The following is a 16,969-nucleotide window of genomic DNA, read 5'->3' on the forward strand; positions in this document are numbered from 1 at the left end:
GTCTACCAGTCAAACACGCCCCACCCAAACACGCCTCAAAGACGAAAGAAAAACTCCGAGGCATTCGTAGGATCTATCCGTTTTTTGCGCAACCTATTGAACAAGACGAGCATCTTGACAAGGCTGTAGGCCAGCAACGGCGCCGCTTGCAATCGAAGCGATTCACAGAACCGCTCAGCCAGAGGACAATGTCGCAAAAGCCCCACCCGAAGGAGCCCCAGAATGTCCGTTCCAAAAACGATGTTTCAACTCAGCGGCCGCGGCTACGCAGCAGCCAACCTGAGTCAAGCGACCCTGATCATCATCGATGCCCAGAAGGAATACCTCGCCGGCCCCTTGGCCCTGAGCGGCATGGATGAAGCAGTCGCGAACATCAAGCAGCTACTCGGCGCGGCCCGGGCAGCCGGTCGGCCGATCGTGCATGTGCGCCACCTGGGCACCCATGGCGGGCTGTTCGATCCACAAGGCGAACGCGGCGAGTTCATTCCGGGCCTCGAGCCCCAGGACGACGAAACCATCATCGGCAAGCTGCTGCCCAGCGCCTTCCACGGCACCGAACTGAAGAAACGCCTGGAGGAGTTCGGCCCCCTGGACCTGATCGTCTGCGGCTTCATGAGCCACTCCAGCGTCAGTACCACCGTGCGCGCGGCCAAGAACCTGGGCTTTCGCTGCACCCTGGTGGAAGATGCTTGCGCCACCCGCGACCTGCCGCACAAGGGCGGCGTGCTCAGCGCCGAGCATGTGCACCAGACCGAAATGGCGATCATGGCGGACAACTTCGCCACCCTGGCCCTGACCCGGGACTTCATCTGATCGATCCTTCGATGAGCGGCCACTTTCGCCGCTCATCCGTAAAAGCCTCTCATTTGCCGCAATTGCCCTGGTGTCAGGAACAACCCGAACATCTTCCGGTCGAAGGGCCGATACCCATTGAGGAAGATCGGAATGAAGTTATCCGATGGTTTTGACGCACGTCGCTTGCGGCCCAAAGGCCCGAGCAACTGGCGATTTCGTATTGGCGCGGCGATCGCTGCGCTGCTGGCAACACTTGGTGTCCTGCTGGCCATGGCCGGTGCCGCCAGCCTGCTGGGCCGTCCGCCCGCGCTGGGCGACTTGAACGCCACCCCGCTCGGTTCGGCCATCATCCTGGCGGTCGGCCTGCTCGTCCTGTGGCTGGGCGTCTGGCTCTGGCGCCGCTGCCGCCGTCGCGCCCGTCAATCCCTGGAGCTGGCCATGGCTCCGCACCTGATGAAAAAACACGACTGAGCCGCCATCCGACGTTTTGTCGCGCCTGATCCCGCCAGAGTTGGGTAAACTGGCCGGCTTCGCGGAGGCTGACATGCAAGACGACGACTTTTCCCTGTTCAAAAGTGCGATCCAGGGCGTAAAACCGATCAAACACGACCGTGCCGAGACCGGCAAGCCCAAGGCCGATCGCGCCCAGATCGCCAAGCTGCGCCAAGCCGCCACCGTGCGCAACGATGCCACGACCGTGGACGGCCTGTCCGACCAGTTCGTGATCGACGTCGGCCCCGAAGACGAACTGATGTGGGCGCGCGACGGCGTCCAGGAAAGCCAGATGCGCAAGCTGAAGGTCGGCCAGATCCCTTTCGAGGGCAGCCTCGACCTGCACGGCATGAGCGTCGAAAAGGCCCGGGAAACCCTCTGGGCCTTCCTGGCCGAAGCCACCCGGTTCGAAATCCGCTGCGTGCGCGTCACCCACGGCAAGGCCGTGCGCCTGGACGGCAAGCGGCCGATGATCAAGAGCCACGTCAACACCTGGCTGCGCCAGCACCCTCAAGTGCTGGGTTTCACCTCCTGCCAGGCGAAACATGGCGGTGCCGGGGCGGTCTACGTGATGCTCAAGCGCACCATGATGGAAGGTCGCGACGAGTAGCCCGGAAAATATCCAGACGTCTAAATCGCTAGAAAATCTTTTCCCACGGGACGTTTCCAGCTAAATATCCAGTTGCGACTACTAGCCCGAGTAAGCAAAGCAAAACGAACCGCCAGGCAGGCATTTTGATAGCTAGCAATAAAATCGAGCGTATAACTTTGCTGATGTCCAACCCTGCACTCCTCTTGATCCTGACGGGGTTGAAACAAAACAAACCCGACACGTTTTGAGCATCCGGGATTTGCTTTATGGCCCGGCGATCCTTCGATCCTCACCGAGCTTGCGTGTCGGTTTCCCGACTATTTAATAGTCCCTGCTCAGTGCGCAGTTTCGTCCTTGATTGGTAGCCAAACCTTTTAATCAAGTTTAAAGAATCAGGTTTGGTCTTCTAAATGAGCTACCGCGCTGAAGATCCAGCCGTCCTTGGCACTGACTCCGTCCAGAGAGTTGCCCTTAAACCGCTGATTATCCAGAAGAGAAAAAACCGCCCGAAGGCGGCTGGAAATAATTTAAGAGCTCAGAACGTTGGATCTGTTTTTCGAGACTTGCCTACCCGTCGTCGCGATGGGGTAGTACTTTTCCAGACCCCTAATATCAGTCAGTTCTCGTCTCGAAACTTTTTCGCCAGTATCCCAAGCCTAGTCATCACGGCATCAACTTTCGCCTTGTCATGGGCATACGGCGCGAAGAACGCAAGGATCATGTATCGATCTTCGTATAGCTCGCCTTGTACGTAGACAAGAGCCGCGTCCAGCTGTGGCCGCTTTATGTCGCATTTTCTATAGGCCTGCCGATCAGTAGCCCTGAATGTCTGGGGTGGAAGAGCGATGTGAATATGTCGCAACTGACCGGATCGAGCCGCCGCGGGCTCGTGATACGGCTGATCACATCCCATATAACTCGGGAGCGTCTGGCCTTTGCTAGCCATACAGGCCGTGAAGTCTCTAACTATCTGATCTAGTAAAAAAGGATGGCCTGCGAGCGCCGATTCGATATCAGCCCGCAATTCAGGATGAACTTCGACTTGGATAGCCACTATCCGGCTTGATCGATCAGGCGTTTAGTAGTGCGAGCGGTGAGGGCTTTCAGCCCCTCCAGGTCGATATCGCTTTCAAGGACATCTGGAGTGGTGGTGCGTTGCCGGATCAGAGAGTCATTCATGGCCGCAACCGAGCGAGCTTTCGCTACCGCCCGAATCAGCCTGCTGAAGTCTTTCTCTCGACCGACCGGAGTGCCGAAATCACGGAGCTTCTTCTCAGCGAATCGCAAGTTATCCGCAATCAAGCCAAAAGGCTGATCCTCCAGATAGCGTTCCGGAACGTTATCCTGGCACAAAATAGTCGTGTACTTGGCCATGTCGGCTTCGAGTTTGCCTAGCTCGGCGACAGCTTTTTGCACAAGATCCTGCACCCGTTTTGCTGCGGCCGGCTGCTTGGCTGGGCTTACTGGCGCTCTGGCTGGCACGCTCATCTCAGCAAACGCCATTTGGTCTGTCATAACCAAGCATGCTGCAGCCATAGCCATGGCCATGGTCGGCCCCGACCAAGAGCCTTTGCTTTGAACCGTTACGGCGGTCATAAACGTCACCAAACCTGCGAAATTGCTCAAATACTATACAGAGAAGCCAAGCGCTGATGCTATGGCATCGTGTAGCCGGTAGTAAAGCCAACCAGGCGAGCGCGTGCTTGACAAAACATTTCGAGGCACCGTTCATCGCGTTGCAGAGCTGGGCAAGACGGCGATACAACTGCCAGCATACATACGCTACCATGTGCTCCATGGCAGGTATGAACCTTGAGTTCATTGCGAATCAGCCCAGTTACAGCAACCGCTGTTGACGACTTACACCCGATAAACCGAATTCCAGTGAAGATTGGAGAGCGAGTCGGGCAGCTGGAGCACAGCCTGATTGGTAAAAATTGGTACAGACAGAATCCGTACCCCTCTAGAACCCATACGGAATAACGCTCTGTGACACTGGAACAGAATTACACCGCGATTCTCGGCCAACTGGGCGAGGACGTCTCCCGCGAGGGCCTGCTCGATACGCCCAAGCGCGCTGCGAAGGCCATGCAGTACCTCTGCCGCGGCTACGAACAGACCCTGGAAGAAGTCACCAACGGTGCCTTGTTCAGCTCTGACAACAGCGAAATGGTGCTGGTCAAGGACATCGAGTTGTACTCGCTGTGCGAACACCACCTGTTGCCTTTCATCGGCAAGGCCCATGTCGCCTACATCCCGAGCGGCAAGGTGCTGGGGCTGTCGAAGGTCGCGCGCATCGTCGACATGTACGCACGTCGCCTGCAGATCCAGGAAAACCTCAGCCGCCAGATCGCCGATGCGATCCAGCAGGTGACCGGCGCCCTGGGCGTGGCGGTGGTGATCGAGGCCAAGCACATGTGCATGATGATGCGCGGCGTGGAAAAGCAGAATTCCTCGATGATCACCTCGGTGATGCTTGGCGAGTTCCGCGAAAATGCCGCGACGCGCATGGAATTCCTCAGCCTCATCAAGTAAACCGTTTCGCGAAGAAAACCGGCATCGATGGCCGGTTTTTTTTCGCCCGTGAAAATCAGGTAAGCTGCGCGCCCTCTTCCCGTGCCACGAGACTTATACCGTGATCGTCAAAGCGCTTCGAGTTGGCCTGGGCCAACTGATCATCTTCATCGACTTCATCACCCGTCCCGGCAAGAAACAACGCCCGGCGCAAGCCCAGGCGCAGGTCGACCAGGCTGCCCGCGGCTTGACGCTGTTCCAGTTCCACGCCTGCCCGTTCTGCGTGAAGACCCGCCGCACCCTGCGCCGCCTGAACGTGCCGGTGGCGTTGCGCGATGCGAAGAACAACGCACAGGATCGCCAGACGCTGCTGGAGCAAGGCGGCAAGATCAAAGTGCCGTGCCTGCGTATTGAAGAAGATGGCCAGACCACCTGGATGTATGAATCCAAGGTGATCATCGAGTATCTGGATAAGCGGTTTTCGGCAGTCTGATGATTTTGCAGTGAATGCTGGGCCTCTTCGCGGGCAAGCCCGCTCCCACAACGGTTCAGTGTGAATGCAGGATTTTATTCACATCCATTCCTGTGGGAGCGGGCTTGCCCGCGAAGAGGCCCGCACAGCCCCCGCAAAACTGCGCGTTATCAAGCCGCCTGCGCAGCCAGCGCCGCCCGCACCACCCCCGCCAATCTACGCAACCCTTCATCCAGTCGCGCCGGGTCAATGTGGCTGAAGTTCAGGCGCAGGTGCCCCGGATGCTGGTCCGGCTCGGGGAAGAACGGCTCCCCGGGCATGAACGCGACGTCGGCCGCCAGCGCGGTGGCGAGCAACGTGCGGGTGTCCAGCGGTTGCTTGAGGGTCAGCCAGAAAAACAGCCCGCCCTGGGGTACGTTCCAATCGGCGATGTCGCAAAAGTGCGTTTGCAGCGCCGCCTGGAACCGATCACGCCGGTCCCGGTAAAAATCCCTCAACTCACTCAAATGATGACGGTACTGCTCGGTGCCGATCCATTGCAGCGCCTGCCACTGGCCGATGCGATTGGTGTGCAGGTCAGCCGACTGCTTGAGCCGCAGCAGGTGCGGGAACAGATCCGGACTGGCGATCAGGTACCCCACCCGTAGCCCCGGCAGCAGGGTTTTCGACACGGTGCCGGTGTAGATCCAACTGGCGTTCTTCAGGCGACTGGCAATCGGCGTAGCACTGGCACCGTCGAAGGTCAGTTCACGGTACGGCTCGTCTTCCACCAGGGTGACCCCGAACTCGTCCAGCAGCGCCGCCACGGCATCGCGCTTGGCCTCGCTGTAGCGTACCGCCGACGGATTCTGGAACGTCGGGATCAGGTAGATGAACGCGGGCCGATGCCGCTCCAGTCGGGCGCGCAGCGCGTGCAGGTCGGGGCCATCGGTCTCCAGGGGCACGGTGATGCAAGCGGCACCGAACAACTGGAAAATCTGCAGCGCCGCCAGGTACGTCGGCGCTTCCAGCAGCACTTCGGTGCCCACGTCGATGTGCAACTTGGCCGTGAGGTCGAGGGTTTGCTGGGAGCCGCTGACCACCAGCACCTGGCTCGCTTCACAGGCCAGGCCCAGCGAACGCGCCTGCGCTGCCAGGGCTTCGCGCAGCGCCGGCTCACCTTCGCTCATGCCGTATTGGCCCATGGACAGCGGCATGGCAGCCCACTCCACCTTCGGCAACATGGCTTCGGCCGGCAGGCCACCGGCGAACGACATCACTTCAGGGCGCTGCGCCGCGGCGAGGATTTCTCGGATCAAGGAGCTTTTGAGGCGCGAGACACGTTCGGAAAAAGCCATGGAGTCACCTGTAGCCGGTCGCTGGGAAAATGAGTCAAACTGGTTGACCGAAATTACCTCGCTCTTTCTGGATACGTCAATATGCTTGACCTTAAAAACCCGACTTCACAGCAAATGGCCATGGAAGCGTTCTTCTTCGGTTACCAGGCGTTCACCGCCAAGGCCGATGAAATGCTTGAGCGCCGCGGATTGAGCAGGGTCCATCAGCGCATCGTTTTCTTCATTGCCCGCTACCCGTCGTTGAGCGTGAAAGAACTGCTGGCGCTACTCGGCGTCAGCAAGCAGGCGTTGAACATGCCGTTGCGCCAGTTGATGGAAATGCATCTGGTCAACAGCCTCGCCTCCGAGACCGACAAGCGTAAGCGGCTGCTGGAATTGACGTCCGAGGGCGAGCGGTTCGAGCAGGCGCTGCGACGTGAGCAGGTGAAATTGCTGGAGCGGGTGTTCGCCGAGGCCGGGGAGACCGCGGTCAATGGCTGGCTCGCGGTTAACCAGGCGCTCGGCAAGGGGCCTGCGGACTGATTCCGGCCCGCAGTTTTCCGGGCTGACGCTTTCGCGAGCCTGCTCGCGAACGCCGATATATCCTTCTCCCCCCGTTTTTTAGTCCACAACACAAAAAACATTATTTGCTTTATTTGTATACAAAAGCATAATTCGCTTCGTGCGAGTTCCTGACCAATAGGTCAACAAAACGTCGCCAGCCTTACCTGCCTCAAAGCCTCGCAGCCCTCCTCAGGGTCTGCGGTGCTGGAAATAACAATAAAACTGTTGAGGAGTACTCGCTGTGGAAAGCCGCAAACCCGAAGCCCAGACGCTGGACCTCTCGCCGCCATCACGCAGTGGCTGGCTGGAGCGCATCTTCAAACTCAGCGTGCACGGCACCACGGTGAAGACCGAATTGATTGCCGGCCTGACGACCTTCATCACCATGGCCTACATCATTTTCGTCAACCCCAACATCATGGCCGACGCCGGCATCGATCACGGCGCCGCGTTTGTCGCCACCTGCATCGCCGCCGCGCTGGGGTGCCTGTTGATGGGGCTGTACGCCAACTGGCCGGTGGGCCTGGCGCCAGGCATGGGTCTGAACGCATTCTTCACCTACACCGTGGTCGGCACCATGGGCTACAACTGGGAAACCGCGTTGGGCGCGGTGTTCATTTCCGGCGTGTTGTTCATGTTCCTGACCCTGTCGCGGGTGCGCGAGTGGCTGCTCAACAGCATTCCGGTAAGCCTGCGGTTCGCCATGGGCGCCGGGGTCGGCTTGTTCCTTGGGTTGATCGGCCTGAAAACCGCCGGGATCGTCGTCGACAGCCCGGCGACCCTGATCAAGCTCGGCTCGCTGCGTGAACCCGGCCCGCTGCTGGCCGCCGTGTGCTTCCTGATGATCGCGGTGCTCAGTTACCATCGGGTGTTCGGCGCGATCCTGATCAGCATCATTGCCGTGACTCTGGCCGGCTGGGGCCTGGGGCTGGTGCACTACAACGGCGTGATGTCGACGCCGCCGAGCCTGGCGCCGACCTGGATGGCCATGGACGTGGCCGGCGTGTTCAACATCAGCATGATCAGCGTGGTGCTGGCCTTCCTGTTCGTGCACATGTTCGACACCGCCGGCACCTTGATGGGCGTTGCCCAGCGCGCCGGGCTGGTGAAGGCCGACGGCAAGATCGAAAACCTGTCCCGCGCCCTGAAGGCCGACAGCGCCTCCAGTGTCTTCGGCGCCATGGTCGGCGTGCCGCCCGTGACCAGCTACGTAGAAAGCGCCGCCGGTGTGGCCGCGGGTGGTCGCACGGGGCTTACCGCCGTGACCGTCGGTGTGCTATTTATTGCCGCGATGTTCTTCGCGCCACTGGCGGGGATGATCCCGGCCTACGCCACCGCCGGCGCGCTGATCTACGTCGCCATGCTGATGATGGGCGGCATGGCGCACATCGAATGGGACGAACCGACCGACAGCATCCCGGCCATTGTCACGGCCATCATGATGCCTCTGACATTCTCGGTGGCCGACGGCATCGCACTGGGCTTCATCACCTATGTGGTGCTCAAGGCCGGCACCGGCAAGCACAAGGACATTTCCGTCAGCCTGTGGGTGCTCTGCGCGATCTTCATCGCCAAGTTCATCTTCTTGTAAGCGGCCCCCTTATCCACCGCCTCACCCTTGGGTGAGGCTTTTGTACATCAGGAGCAAAGCAATGAATCTGGAAACCTGGCTGTTGTTCAGTGGCGCCGCGCTGGTGGTGATCCTCATCCCCGGGCCCCTGTCGCTGTTGATGATCGGCAACAGCCTGAACTACGGCCTGCGACGCTCGTACCCGGCATTCCTTGGCGGGGTGATTGCCTCGATCTGCCTGCTGAGCGCTTCGGCGCTGGGGCTCGGCGCATTGCTGCTGGCCTCGGAAAAACTCTTCAGCGGCCTGAAAATCGCCGGCGCGCTGTACCTGTTCTACCTGGCCTGGCAGAGCTGGCAGCAATCGCGCCAGCCCTCCCAGGGCGCCGAGGTGCCCCAGGCCGCCGCCGTGCCGCGCTTTCGCGCACTGTTCGGCCGGGCCTTCGTGTTGGGCGCCAGCAACCCGAAGGACATCCTGTTCTTCGCCGCCTTCCTGCCGCAGTTTCTGAGCGCCGAACAGCCGTTCCTGCCCCAACTGTTGATCATGATCGCCACCTGGACCGTCCTCGACCTGCTGTGCAAGCTGGCCTACGGGCTCGGCGCCCACGGTGCGGCGCGGTACCTGCGCACGGGCAAGGGCCAGAGCTGGTTCAACCGCATCAGTGCCGGCCTGTTCGGTGGCGCGGGCGCGGCATCGCTGATGTCCGCCCACTGAGCGTCGTTCACCACGGATGGCCTGCGCCCTTCGAGCCCAGACCTTGGCAAAACATGGCAACAACCCATCGATATACACCCCAGGGAAAACACCTTACATAGAAGGCCATTCACGTACCGTTGAACAAGGAAGTTCACCATGGCCGAGGTTACCCCGCCCCACTCCGCCCCTGACGACCACGGTGTCGTTGTCACGGACCTGGGTCTGCACACGAATGAACACAGCCCCCAGACACTCGATTTTCGGGCAGCCGATACGACGCCGCCCAGCCCCGAAGACGCCCACAGGCACGCCCAGCTCAAGGTCGTCGATCAACTTTACGGCCCGCTCCACATCGGCTCCGTAACCGTCACCCGTTCAGCCCTGGACGCACTGGGTGCGACGACCGATGGGCAGCCGCTGAACGGTGACAACACGTTCTTTCGCATCCCCAGCCGCTTTTTCCTGGATTCACTGCAGCTCGACCCGGATGCCCTCGAAACCCGCCTGACACTCACCGCCGATGCCAACGACTATCGCCTGCCCACCCTGCTCTTCGAAATGGCCAGCCTGCGGTCCCGGGCCGCGCGCCCATTGCTGGGGCAACCCAGGCAAATCCAGGTTGAGCCGGGCAGCAACCGGAGTACGCTGGAGCGGCTCTTGAAACTGGCCCAGAACCTCGACAGCCGTGGCCTGGCGCAACAGTCGCTGAGCTGGTTGAGCCAGACCAAGAGCCATGTGCTCATTCCTACCGGCCTGGGCCTCCAGGCTTTCGGTATCTATAGCGGCCTGCGAGGCCTGCAAGACGCCATCCGCGACCAGGACGCCTACCAGACGCTGTTCAACGGTGCCAGCGTGAGCGCCGAGGTGGCGTCCATCGGCGTCGAGGCACTGGTGACCCGACAAGCCACCCAGATGATCAAGGCCGGCCAACGCTCTCTGGAGGACTTCGGCAAGACCATGTTCGCCATCCGCCTGGCCCGTGGAAGTGGCCTGATTGCCAGCGTACTGACCCTGCCTTTCGACATCATCGCCGCCGTCGACGCCTTCAAGACCGCCGCCTCCGCCACCGGCAGCGAGGCCACCGATCACTACGTCAGCGCCGCGTTGAGCGTCACCAGCGCCGCCATGGCCGTGACCCTGGGTGTCGCCGCGCTGGCCGGGTTCACCTCGGCCGGACCCGCGGGCCTGGCCGCAGGGCTGATTCTGGTGGTTGGCTCACAAATCTGGGGCGCCATCCGTCAAGTCGATGAAATCGACGACTACCTGCAGCTCACCGTCCATGAACGCTTGCGTACGGGCTGGTTCGCCTTCTGGATGATCAGCCCGGATGACGAAATCCGTGATCGCTACCTGGTCGCCAAGGCCACCGCCGAGCACACCCAACGACTCCAGGCCAACGCCTTGAAGCTGCTCAGGGGGCCGTTGAAGGACAGTACCGAGGCAATCGTGAACGGCACGTTCACCGTGGAACTCGAACCGGTGACCTACAACACCTGGAACTGGTGGACCGGCAAGCGCCAGCCGGCGACGACCGTGCGCCCGCGGATCCAGGACAGCGATGACACGATCGATGCACGCGACGGCGTCACCGCCGAGACGCCCGGTGCCGTCATTGAAGCAGCGGAGGATCACAAAGGCATTCATTGGTACATCGGCGGTGGCAACGACACCCTCCTGGGCGCAGAAAACAAACCCAACGTGTTCCATTACGCCAGCGGTCTGAAAACGCTGACCGGCGGGACGAAAGATGACGTGTTCATTTTCGAGGGCTCGCCGCAGATCCTCGCGCAGGAACCGGCGCCTTCGCCCAATCGCCTGGTGGGCGGCGCGGGCAGCGACACGCTGATCCTGGCCGGCCGAAACAGCAACTCCCCGGCGCCGCGACTGGGTTATCACGTCGACCTGGAGGCCGGGCAAGTCAGCGTCATCGCCGGAGCGGCGAGCGGCGCCTACCGCGCGACCGTCCTGGAAGGCATCGAACACGTCGAGATCCGTGAGGGCGGCACCAGCGTCATCAAGGGAACGGCCGGCTCGAACACCCTCAAGTCCCGCGGCCACGATTCAATCGAGGCCGGCGCCGGGGATGACCGGATTTTCATCCTCGGCGCCAGCAACCGCAACGCAGATGGCGGCCCGGGGGCCGACGTCTATGCCATCGCCCATCGCCCCGGCCATGTCTGGATCAGCGAAGACGGTGTGGACCACAGCATCATCGCCCTGGACTGGCGCGCGGACCTGATCGAAAGCTGGGCCATCGAAGCGGGCAACCTGGTGATGACGGCCTGCTTCGATGCAAACGACTGGGACGTTCGCACTGTGACCGTCAACAATGTCTACAGCGACACGGCCTACCCAAGGGCACTGCAAAACAGCCGGCTGACCTTCGTCACCCAGGACGGCTTCCATTGGGTGCCCGACCTGCCCGACACCCTCGAGGATGGCAACCGGCTCGCCGTCGAAGCCATCATGGTGCAGCAAGGCACACCGCGAAACCCGAGCATCCTGAATGATCACAGCGAGCTGTCGATCGCCCACGACAGAGACACCAGCCATTACGTGTCCCGGCGAGTGGAGCTCACCACCCTTAACGTCAGGCACAAAAGTGACTGCTCCACCACGCTTCACCTGGACTACAGCCACGCGGCGTTGACCCGGATCGAGGCCCACTACAACGCCCATGTCACCCAGGACGACGAAGGGGACAGCGTCAGGTACGGCGAATGTGGCCTGACGCTGCACTTTGGCAAAAACCGGGTCGTGCTGAACAATCTGGCCAGTTCCGACGAGCGCTACACCGCGCGCGACAAGCCAACCGGGCGCCGGGCCTTTTCCGCCCTGGTGTCGCAGCACGTGTTCATCCTGGTCATGAATGACGGCGCGTCATACCGCCTGGCCCAACCCACTCCCGACTACGGCCTGTTGCTGGACAAGCGCTTCATCCACAAAGCCCCCGTGAGCTGGAAAACCGAAGCGCCCCAGGCGCTCACGCCCACCCGAAAGCGTTACGCCTACCTCCAACCCCTGGATAAAACGCCCCATTACATGGGCCACCGGGCGACCTGCGCCAAGCTCACGGCCTCTGCGCACCAAAGCGGTGTCGAAGTCCTGATCGGCCAGGGCGCGACGTACCTGGTTCACCTGAGCCCGAACGTGACGCTGCGCCTGTCCACGCCGGGCGCGCTGGCCAATGCCAACCCCCGCTTGCCCCATGCCTCCACCTGGGAGCTCGATGCCACGGCCCTCGGCCAGGTCGAGATCACCCTCGCGTCCAACCGGTTGCACATCGGCGCAACGGTCATCCATCTACCTGCCCATGAAGCGCAAGACCTGGTCGACCGGATACGGGTGATTACCGCGCAGGGCGTCGTCTATGGCGTCGACAGCCTGTTCGAGCGGGTCTACGTCGAATCGCTGGATGGCCGCTACCTGGCGCCCATGATCGATGCCGACGCGCCATTGCCTAGCGAACTGGCCAAGCTGTCGTCCGAGTCCTTGAAGGTGTCCCACATGGCCCTCAAGGACGGTTCACCCGGCACCTTGAGTTATCACCTTCAGGCTCGTCAATGGCGCCTTGATACGGACCCCTCGCGGGTCATCACGGCGCATCAGCTGAAAAAGACCGAGCTGTGCGACCACCATCTCCAGGTCTATCAGGACCTCGTCCGCGAAGGCCTCAGCCAGCACCCACCCCTGGGCGACAACGCCCTGCGCCTGTTGCGGGAACAGTGCGTGAAACTGGTGGAGGGCTTCACGCTGAGCAGGTCGCTGATGCTGGCCTACGCCGTCAGCCTGAGCCCGACGTTCGGCGCAGAACTCCCCTATTCCACCTGGGTTCGCACGCTCGATGCGGTGCTATCCGAGCAATCGCCGTCTTGATGCGGATTTTGCCGAAGGTTCGTTCGAGCGCCATATCTATGTAGTGCACCCGCCTGCTCTTTTTCACTGAACATCTTCAAGGCCCCAGCCTGTCAGCGCGACAGGCCGCAGGCTCGACCATTTTGTTCAACTCAAGAGCAGACACATTCCATGAGTCCAAAACGCCCTATCCGGCCTACGGTGCCAGGCCAACCGCCCGAAGCGCCCCACAGCCAGCGCGACACGCAGGCACAAACATTGCCCAGGAACCCCGTCAGGGGAGATGGCGTTGAGACGACCTCCAGTTCGTCATCGGGAAGCGACACCCAGGCGCCAGAGCCTCTGCACAGCCCTGTCCATCTCTCCGACATCAGTTCACCGGCGCCCGTCGACACGCTGCCCGGCGCCCTGTCGCTGGACCCCTACTACCTTTCGCCGGAACTGGTGCCCCTGTTATCAGCGCCCGACGCCACCTCGGGCATCCGCACATTCAGGACACGCACGTACGTCGAACTGGAAGAAGGCGGGACGGTGCTGCTGGGCCACGATGCCGAAGGCCACCACAGGGCCCGCTCCAGCGCCGAGCTGGTCGCCTCCGGGCCACGCCTGGAACAAGTGGCAGGCAGCCTGCTGTGGCGGCGGGTTGCCGTTGCGGTCGAGTCGGACAGCAGCGACGCCTCGCTGACCATGACCTTGCACAGCCTGTCGGACGATGATTCATCCGAAGCGACGGCGCCCAAGCGCCAGCGCACGACTCCGGCACCGACACCGCAAAACGAAGCCAGCGTGGAACCCCCGCCAGTGTTCAGGCCGGAGTGGGCGTTCAAGCCAACGCTCGCACTGCCCCAGTTCATCACCGTGAGCGGTGTCCACTACAAGGTGATGAGCCGCATGGACGCGCGGGAATTCCCGATCCTGTACATCCAGCCGCCCCTGCATCCGGCCTATGATTTCGATGTGCTGGAAGCCATCCTCAGGCACACGCCCGAAGAACAGCCCAGGGCCGTGATACGTGTTCCGCCGCACGATCACTGGGAAATCGACGCCCGGCTGCCGTTCGAAAAAACATTGACGGCTCACGTCAGGGACATTTTTCCGGAGGTCACCACCGTTACCCTGGAAAACATCGCCAGGAGGCAGTTCGAACTGGCCAACAGCTCCCCGTATGCCGACGCCGCGGGACTGACCGCTCTGCGGCAGATTTTCCACAGCTGGAAACACGCCACCCCTTCCCCTCACCCGCAATGGAGCGATCCGTTGCTGATGCTGTCGACGCTTCCCACCACGGCAGGAATCACCAACACCTCCCGCGCCATCGACCTGCCCGCCCCGTCCTCGACAGGTGCATTAAACCGGCTGGACTTCGACCCCATGCGGTTCAGGCAGCAGTGGGAATACTTTCTCTCGACCTACTCGACCATAGACTTCAAGCGCTTCATGGCCGGCCTGTTGACCCGCAATGGTTACACGGTCATGGAGCCCAACAACTTCAACAGTTTTCCGGCATTGGTCTTTCGACGCACGGGGCACGACTATCTGTTTTTCATGAGCCTGCACCGCACCCGGATCCCGAAGCTGTCCTTGCCCACGCACAACAACCCCAACACAACCGGCATGAACCTGGAAACCCAGGTCGGCGACGCCGCCGCGCAAGCCGTCAAGGACGCCCACGAGGCCAACAGGATCGTCTGGCTCAAGGGTGGTTCGCAGATCCTGCCAGGCGTCGCCGACACCGTCTTCATCATCCGCGATGACAACGCCCGGCTGTAAACCTGCAAGCAAAAAAAAGCCCGCAGTGTGGGCGGGCGAAAAACCAGGGAAGCTACATGCGCAATGGCTTCCAGGACCAGGCTGCTGCTTGGGGTCAGCTGCCTCGATAAGTTGAATAGGCATACGGCGAAATCAGCAGGGGCACGTGGTAGTGCTCCTGCTCGGCTGAAATGCCGAAGCGCAACACCACCACGTCGAGGAAAGCCGGATCGGGCAGTTGCACCCCCCGGGCGCGGTAGTAGTCACCGGCGTGGAACTGCAACTGATAGACCCCCGAACGGTAGTCATCCCCTTGCAGCAGCGGCGCGTCGCAACGGCCATCGCTGTTGGTCAGCGCGCTGGCGACCTGCTGCAGGTGCGAGCCTTCCACGCGGTACAGTTCAATCTTGATCGAACTGCCCGGGCAGCCATGTGCAGCATCCAAAACGTGAGTAGTCAAACGTCCCATTGATTGTGCGCGCCTCGCTGCTGGGCAGTCCGGCCCGACGCCTCCTGATCGGTTGAAAGACAGGCCGCACCATTTCGGAGCACGAACGGTCGCGGCGATGAGCGAATTAAGACACTTTAAAAGAAAATTGTACACAATAAAAAACAGAAACTTTTCCGCCGACTCCATCGTCCCTGGGTCCTCGCCAATCTGCCGCCAAACCAGCAGATACGCTAAGCTTCTATCGGTTAATTGACCAAACGGGCAGATTTCTTGCAGTGTAGGCCTATACCGGACAAGTGCGAAAATTGCGAAAATTCAGGCTTACAAACTGCACATAAAGTTGTATACAATCACTCCATCGTCGTGACGCCAGCCCAAGATCCATCACCGGGGCGCCACCTACATGGTTCGAACAAGAAGGAAGACTGCAGTGAGCGCTGACTACCCACGCGACCTGATCGGTTACGGCAGTAACCCTCCCCATCCCCAGTGGCCGGGCAATGCCCGTATCGCCCTGTCCTTCGTCCTCAACTACGAGGAAGGTGGCGAGCGCAACATCCTGCATGGCGACAAGGAATCCGAAGCGTTCCTGTCGGAGATGGTCGCGGCGCAACCGCTGCAGGGCGAGCGCAACATGAGCATGGAGTCGCTTTACGAGTATGGCAGCCGTGCCGGTGTCTGGCGGATCCTCAAGCTGTTCAAGTCATTCGACATCCCGCTGACCATTTTCGCCGTGGCCATGGCCGCCCAGCGCCATCCGGACGTGATCCGCGCCATGGTCGCCGCCGGTCACGAGATCTGCAGCCATGGCTACCGCTGGATCGACTACCAGTACATGAACGAAGCCCAGGAACGCGAGCACATGCTCGAAGCGATCCGCATCCTCACCGAAATCACCGGCGAACGTCCGTTGGGCTGGTACACCGGGCGCACCGGTCCCAACACCCGTCGGCTGGTGATGGAAGAAGGCGGTTTCCTCTATGACAGCGACACCTACGACGATGACCTGCCCTACTGGGAACCCAACACCCCCAACGGCAAGCCGCACCTGGTGATCCCGTACACCCTCGACACCAATGACATGCGCTTCACCCAGGTGCAGGGGTTCAACAACGGCGACGACTTCTTCCAGTACCTCAAGGACGCCTTCGACGTGTTGTATGCCGAAGGCGCCGAAGCGCCGAAGATGCTCTCCATCGGCCTGCACTGCCGCCTGATCGGCCGCCCCGCCCGCCTTGCCTCGCTCAAGCGTTTCCTCGAATACGCCAAGCGCCACGAGCAGGTCTGGTTCAGCCGCCGCGTCGACATCGCCCGTCACTGGCAACAGGTCCATCCCTGCCCCGGCGCATCGAAGCCAGGAGCGTCGAAATGACCGCGTTCCAGACCCTCAAGCCGTCCACCCTGAGCCGCGAAGCCTTCATCGAGGCCTTCGCCGACATCTATGAACATTCGCCATGGGTGGCCGAGAAGGCGTTCGACCTGGGCCAGGATCCGTCGATCGACCAGATCGAAACCCTGCACCAGCGCATGAGCGACATCCTTTTGAGCGCCGATCACGCCAGCCAACTGGCCCTGATCAACGCTCACCCGGACCTGGCCGGCAAAGCGGCCGTCCAGGGCCAACTGACCGAAGCCAGCACGCATGAACAGGCCGGCGCCGGTATCCACCAATGCACCAGCGAAGAGTTCCAGCGCTTCACCGAGCTGAACGACGCCTACAAGGCCAAGTTCAGGTTTCCCTTCATCATGGCGGTAAAAGGCAGCAACCGGCACCAGATCCTCGCGGCATTCGAAACGCGCATCCACAACCCGGTAGATACCGAGTTCAAGTGCGCGCTGGCAGAGATCAACAAGATCGCGTTGTTCCGATTACTGACCCTTTAGCGAGCAGCCACCTCCAGGGCT

15 protein-coding genes and 1 pseudogene are annotated in these 16,969 nt (G+C 61.2%); 12 read left to right on the top strand and 4 right to left on the bottom strand.

Translation table 11 applies throughout. From position 1 onward, the window contains the following. Nucleotides 1-222 precede the first annotated feature (222 nt). From VM99_10170 to VM99_10180, 3 genes are all read left to right on the top strand, one after another. On the top strand, nucleotides 223-813 hold the full coding sequence (locus tag VM99_10170; protein ID AKJ98410.1) for an isochorismatase: 591 nt from the start codon (nucleotides 223-225) through the stop codon (nucleotides 811-813). Between the two features lie 132 nt (nucleotides 814-945). Next, nucleotides 946-1,266, top strand: a complete 321-nt coding sequence (locus tag VM99_10175) for a hypothetical protein (GenBank protein ID AKJ98411.1) — start codon at nucleotides 946-948, stop codon at nucleotides 1,264-1,266. A 73-nt stretch (nucleotides 1,267-1,339) separates the two neighbouring features. Beyond that, nucleotides 1,340-1,897, top strand: a complete 558-nt coding sequence (locus VM99_10180; protein AKK01726.1) for a DNA mismatch repair protein MutS — start codon at nucleotides 1,340-1,342, stop codon at nucleotides 1,895-1,897. A 598-nt stretch (nucleotides 1,898-2,495) separates the two neighbouring features. Here the strand turns inward: VM99_10180 and VM99_10185 are convergent. Beyond that, nucleotides 2,496-2,927, bottom strand: coding sequence for a hypothetical protein (locus VM99_10185; protein ID AKK01727.1), 432 nt, complete (start codon nucleotides 2,925-2,927; stop codon nucleotides 2,496-2,498). Between the two features lie 5 nt (nucleotides 2,928-2,932). Further along, complete coding sequence (locus VM99_10190) at nucleotides 2,933-3,475, bottom strand: hypothetical protein (protein ID AKJ98412.1); 543 nt, start codon at nucleotides 3,473-3,475, stop codon at nucleotides 2,933-2,935. Nucleotides 3,476-3,868: 393 nt separating this feature from the next. Here VM99_10190 and VM99_10195 point away from each other — a divergent pair, with 393 nt between their 5' ends. Then, entirely contained in the window at nucleotides 3,869-4,414 is a 546-nt protein-coding gene (locus tag VM99_10195) for a GTP cyclohydrolase (protein ID AKJ98413.1), read from the top strand. A 100-nt stretch (nucleotides 4,415-4,514) separates the two neighbouring features. Continuing rightward, on the top strand, nucleotides 4,515-4,886 hold the full coding sequence (locus VM99_10200; protein ID AKJ98414.1) for a glutaredoxin: 372 nt from the start codon (nucleotides 4,515-4,517) through the stop codon (nucleotides 4,884-4,886). A gap of 149 nt (nucleotides 4,887-5,035) precedes the next feature. Here the strand turns inward: VM99_10200 and VM99_10205 are convergent, their stop codons facing one another. Beyond that, entirely contained in the window at nucleotides 5,036-6,202 is a 1,167-nt protein-coding gene (locus VM99_10205) for a GntR family transcriptional regulator (protein AKJ98415.1), read from the bottom strand. A gap of 81 nt (nucleotides 6,203-6,283) precedes the next feature. On the opposite strand from VM99_10205, the gene VM99_10210 reads away from it, so the two are divergent. The 5 genes and pseudogenes from VM99_10210 (at nucleotide 6,284) to VM99_10230 (ending at nucleotide 14,634) form a co-directional block, all read left to right on the top strand. After that, nucleotides 6,284-6,724, top strand: a complete 441-nt coding sequence (locus VM99_10210; protein AKJ98416.1) for a MarR family transcriptional regulator — start codon at nucleotides 6,284-6,286, stop codon at nucleotides 6,722-6,724. A gap of 262 nt (nucleotides 6,725-6,986) precedes the next feature. Continuing rightward, entirely contained in the window at nucleotides 6,987-8,336 is a 1,350-nt protein-coding gene (locus tag VM99_10215) for a guanine permease (protein ID AKJ98417.1), read from the top strand. Nucleotides 8,337-8,397: 61 nt separating this feature from the next. Beyond that, the gene (locus tag VM99_10220; protein AKJ98418.1) at nucleotides 8,398-9,027 is read left to right on the top strand and encodes an amino acid transporter LysE; all 630 of its coding nucleotides are present in this window, start codon (nucleotides 8,398-8,400) and stop codon (nucleotides 9,025-9,027) included. Between the two features lie 138 nt (nucleotides 9,028-9,165). Continuing rightward, nucleotides 9,166-12,738: pseudogene (locus tag VM99_10225) on the top strand (hypothetical protein). Between the two features lie 657 nt (nucleotides 12,739-13,395). After that, complete coding sequence (locus tag VM99_10230; protein AKJ98419.1) at nucleotides 13,396-14,634, top strand: hypothetical protein; 1,239 nt, start codon at nucleotides 13,396-13,398, stop codon at nucleotides 14,632-14,634. A gap of 94 nt (nucleotides 14,635-14,728) precedes the next feature. On the opposite strand, the gene VM99_10235 is transcribed toward VM99_10230, so the two are convergent. Beyond that, nucleotides 14,729-15,082 (bottom strand): 5-hydroxyisourate hydrolase, encoded by a 354-nt coding sequence (locus tag VM99_10235; protein ID AKJ98420.1) that lies wholly within the window; start codon nucleotides 15,080-15,082, stop codon nucleotides 14,729-14,731. Nucleotides 15,083-15,494: 412 nt separating this feature from the next. Here VM99_10235 and VM99_10240 point away from each other — a divergent pair, with 412 nt between their 5' ends. Further along, complete coding sequence (locus VM99_10240) at nucleotides 15,495-16,436, top strand: allantoinase (GenBank protein ID AKJ98421.1); 942 nt, start codon at nucleotides 15,495-15,497, stop codon at nucleotides 16,434-16,436. Beyond that, nucleotides 16,433-16,948 (top strand): OHCU decarboxylase, encoded by a 516-nt coding sequence (locus tag VM99_10245; protein AKJ98422.1) that lies wholly within the window; start codon nucleotides 16,433-16,435, stop codon nucleotides 16,946-16,948. The genes VM99_10240 and VM99_10245 overlap by 4 nt, the downstream gene beginning before the upstream one ends. The last annotated feature ends 21 nt before the right edge of the window (nucleotides 16,949-16,969 follow it).

Source organism: Pseudomonas chlororaphis (assembly GCA_001023535.1).
Classification (GTDB): domain Bacteria; phylum Pseudomonadota; class Gammaproteobacteria; order Pseudomonadales; family Pseudomonadaceae; genus Aquipseudomonas; species Aquipseudomonas chlororaphis_E.

Bases quoted from the DNA above. Each gene is read 5' to 3' on its own strand.
- VM99_10205 (AKJ98415.1), bottom strand. From the start codon at position 6,202: ATGGCTTTTTCCGAACGTGTCTCGCGCCTCAAAAGCTCCTTGATCCGA.
- VM99_10190 (AKJ98412.1), bottom strand. From the start codon at position 3,475: ATGACCGCCGTAACGGTTCAAAGCAAAGGCTCTTGGTCGGGGCCGACC.
- VM99_10180 (AKK01726.1), top strand. From the start codon at position 1,340: ATGCAAGACGACGACTTTTCCCTGTTCAAAAGTGCGATCCAGGGCGTA.
- VM99_10220 (AKJ98418.1), top strand. From the start codon at position 8,398: ATGAATCTGGAAACCTGGCTGTTGTTCAGTGGCGCCGCGCTGGTGGTG.
- VM99_10235 (AKJ98420.1), bottom strand. From the start codon at position 15,082: ATGGGACGTTTGACTACTCACGTTTTGGATGCTGCACATGGCTGCCCG.
- VM99_10175 (AKJ98411.1), top strand. From the start codon at position 946: ATGAAGTTATCCGATGGTTTTGACGCACGTCGCTTGCGGCCCAAAGGC.
- VM99_10170 (AKJ98410.1), top strand. From the start codon at position 223: ATGTCCGTTCCAAAAACGATGTTTCAACTCAGCGGCCGCGGCTACGCA.
- VM99_10245 (AKJ98422.1), top strand. From the start codon at position 16,433: ATGACCGCGTTCCAGACCCTCAAGCCGTCCACCCTGAGCCGCGAAGCC.
- VM99_10210 (AKJ98416.1), top strand. From the start codon at position 6,284: ATGCTTGACCTTAAAAACCCGACTTCACAGCAAATGGCCATGGAAGCG.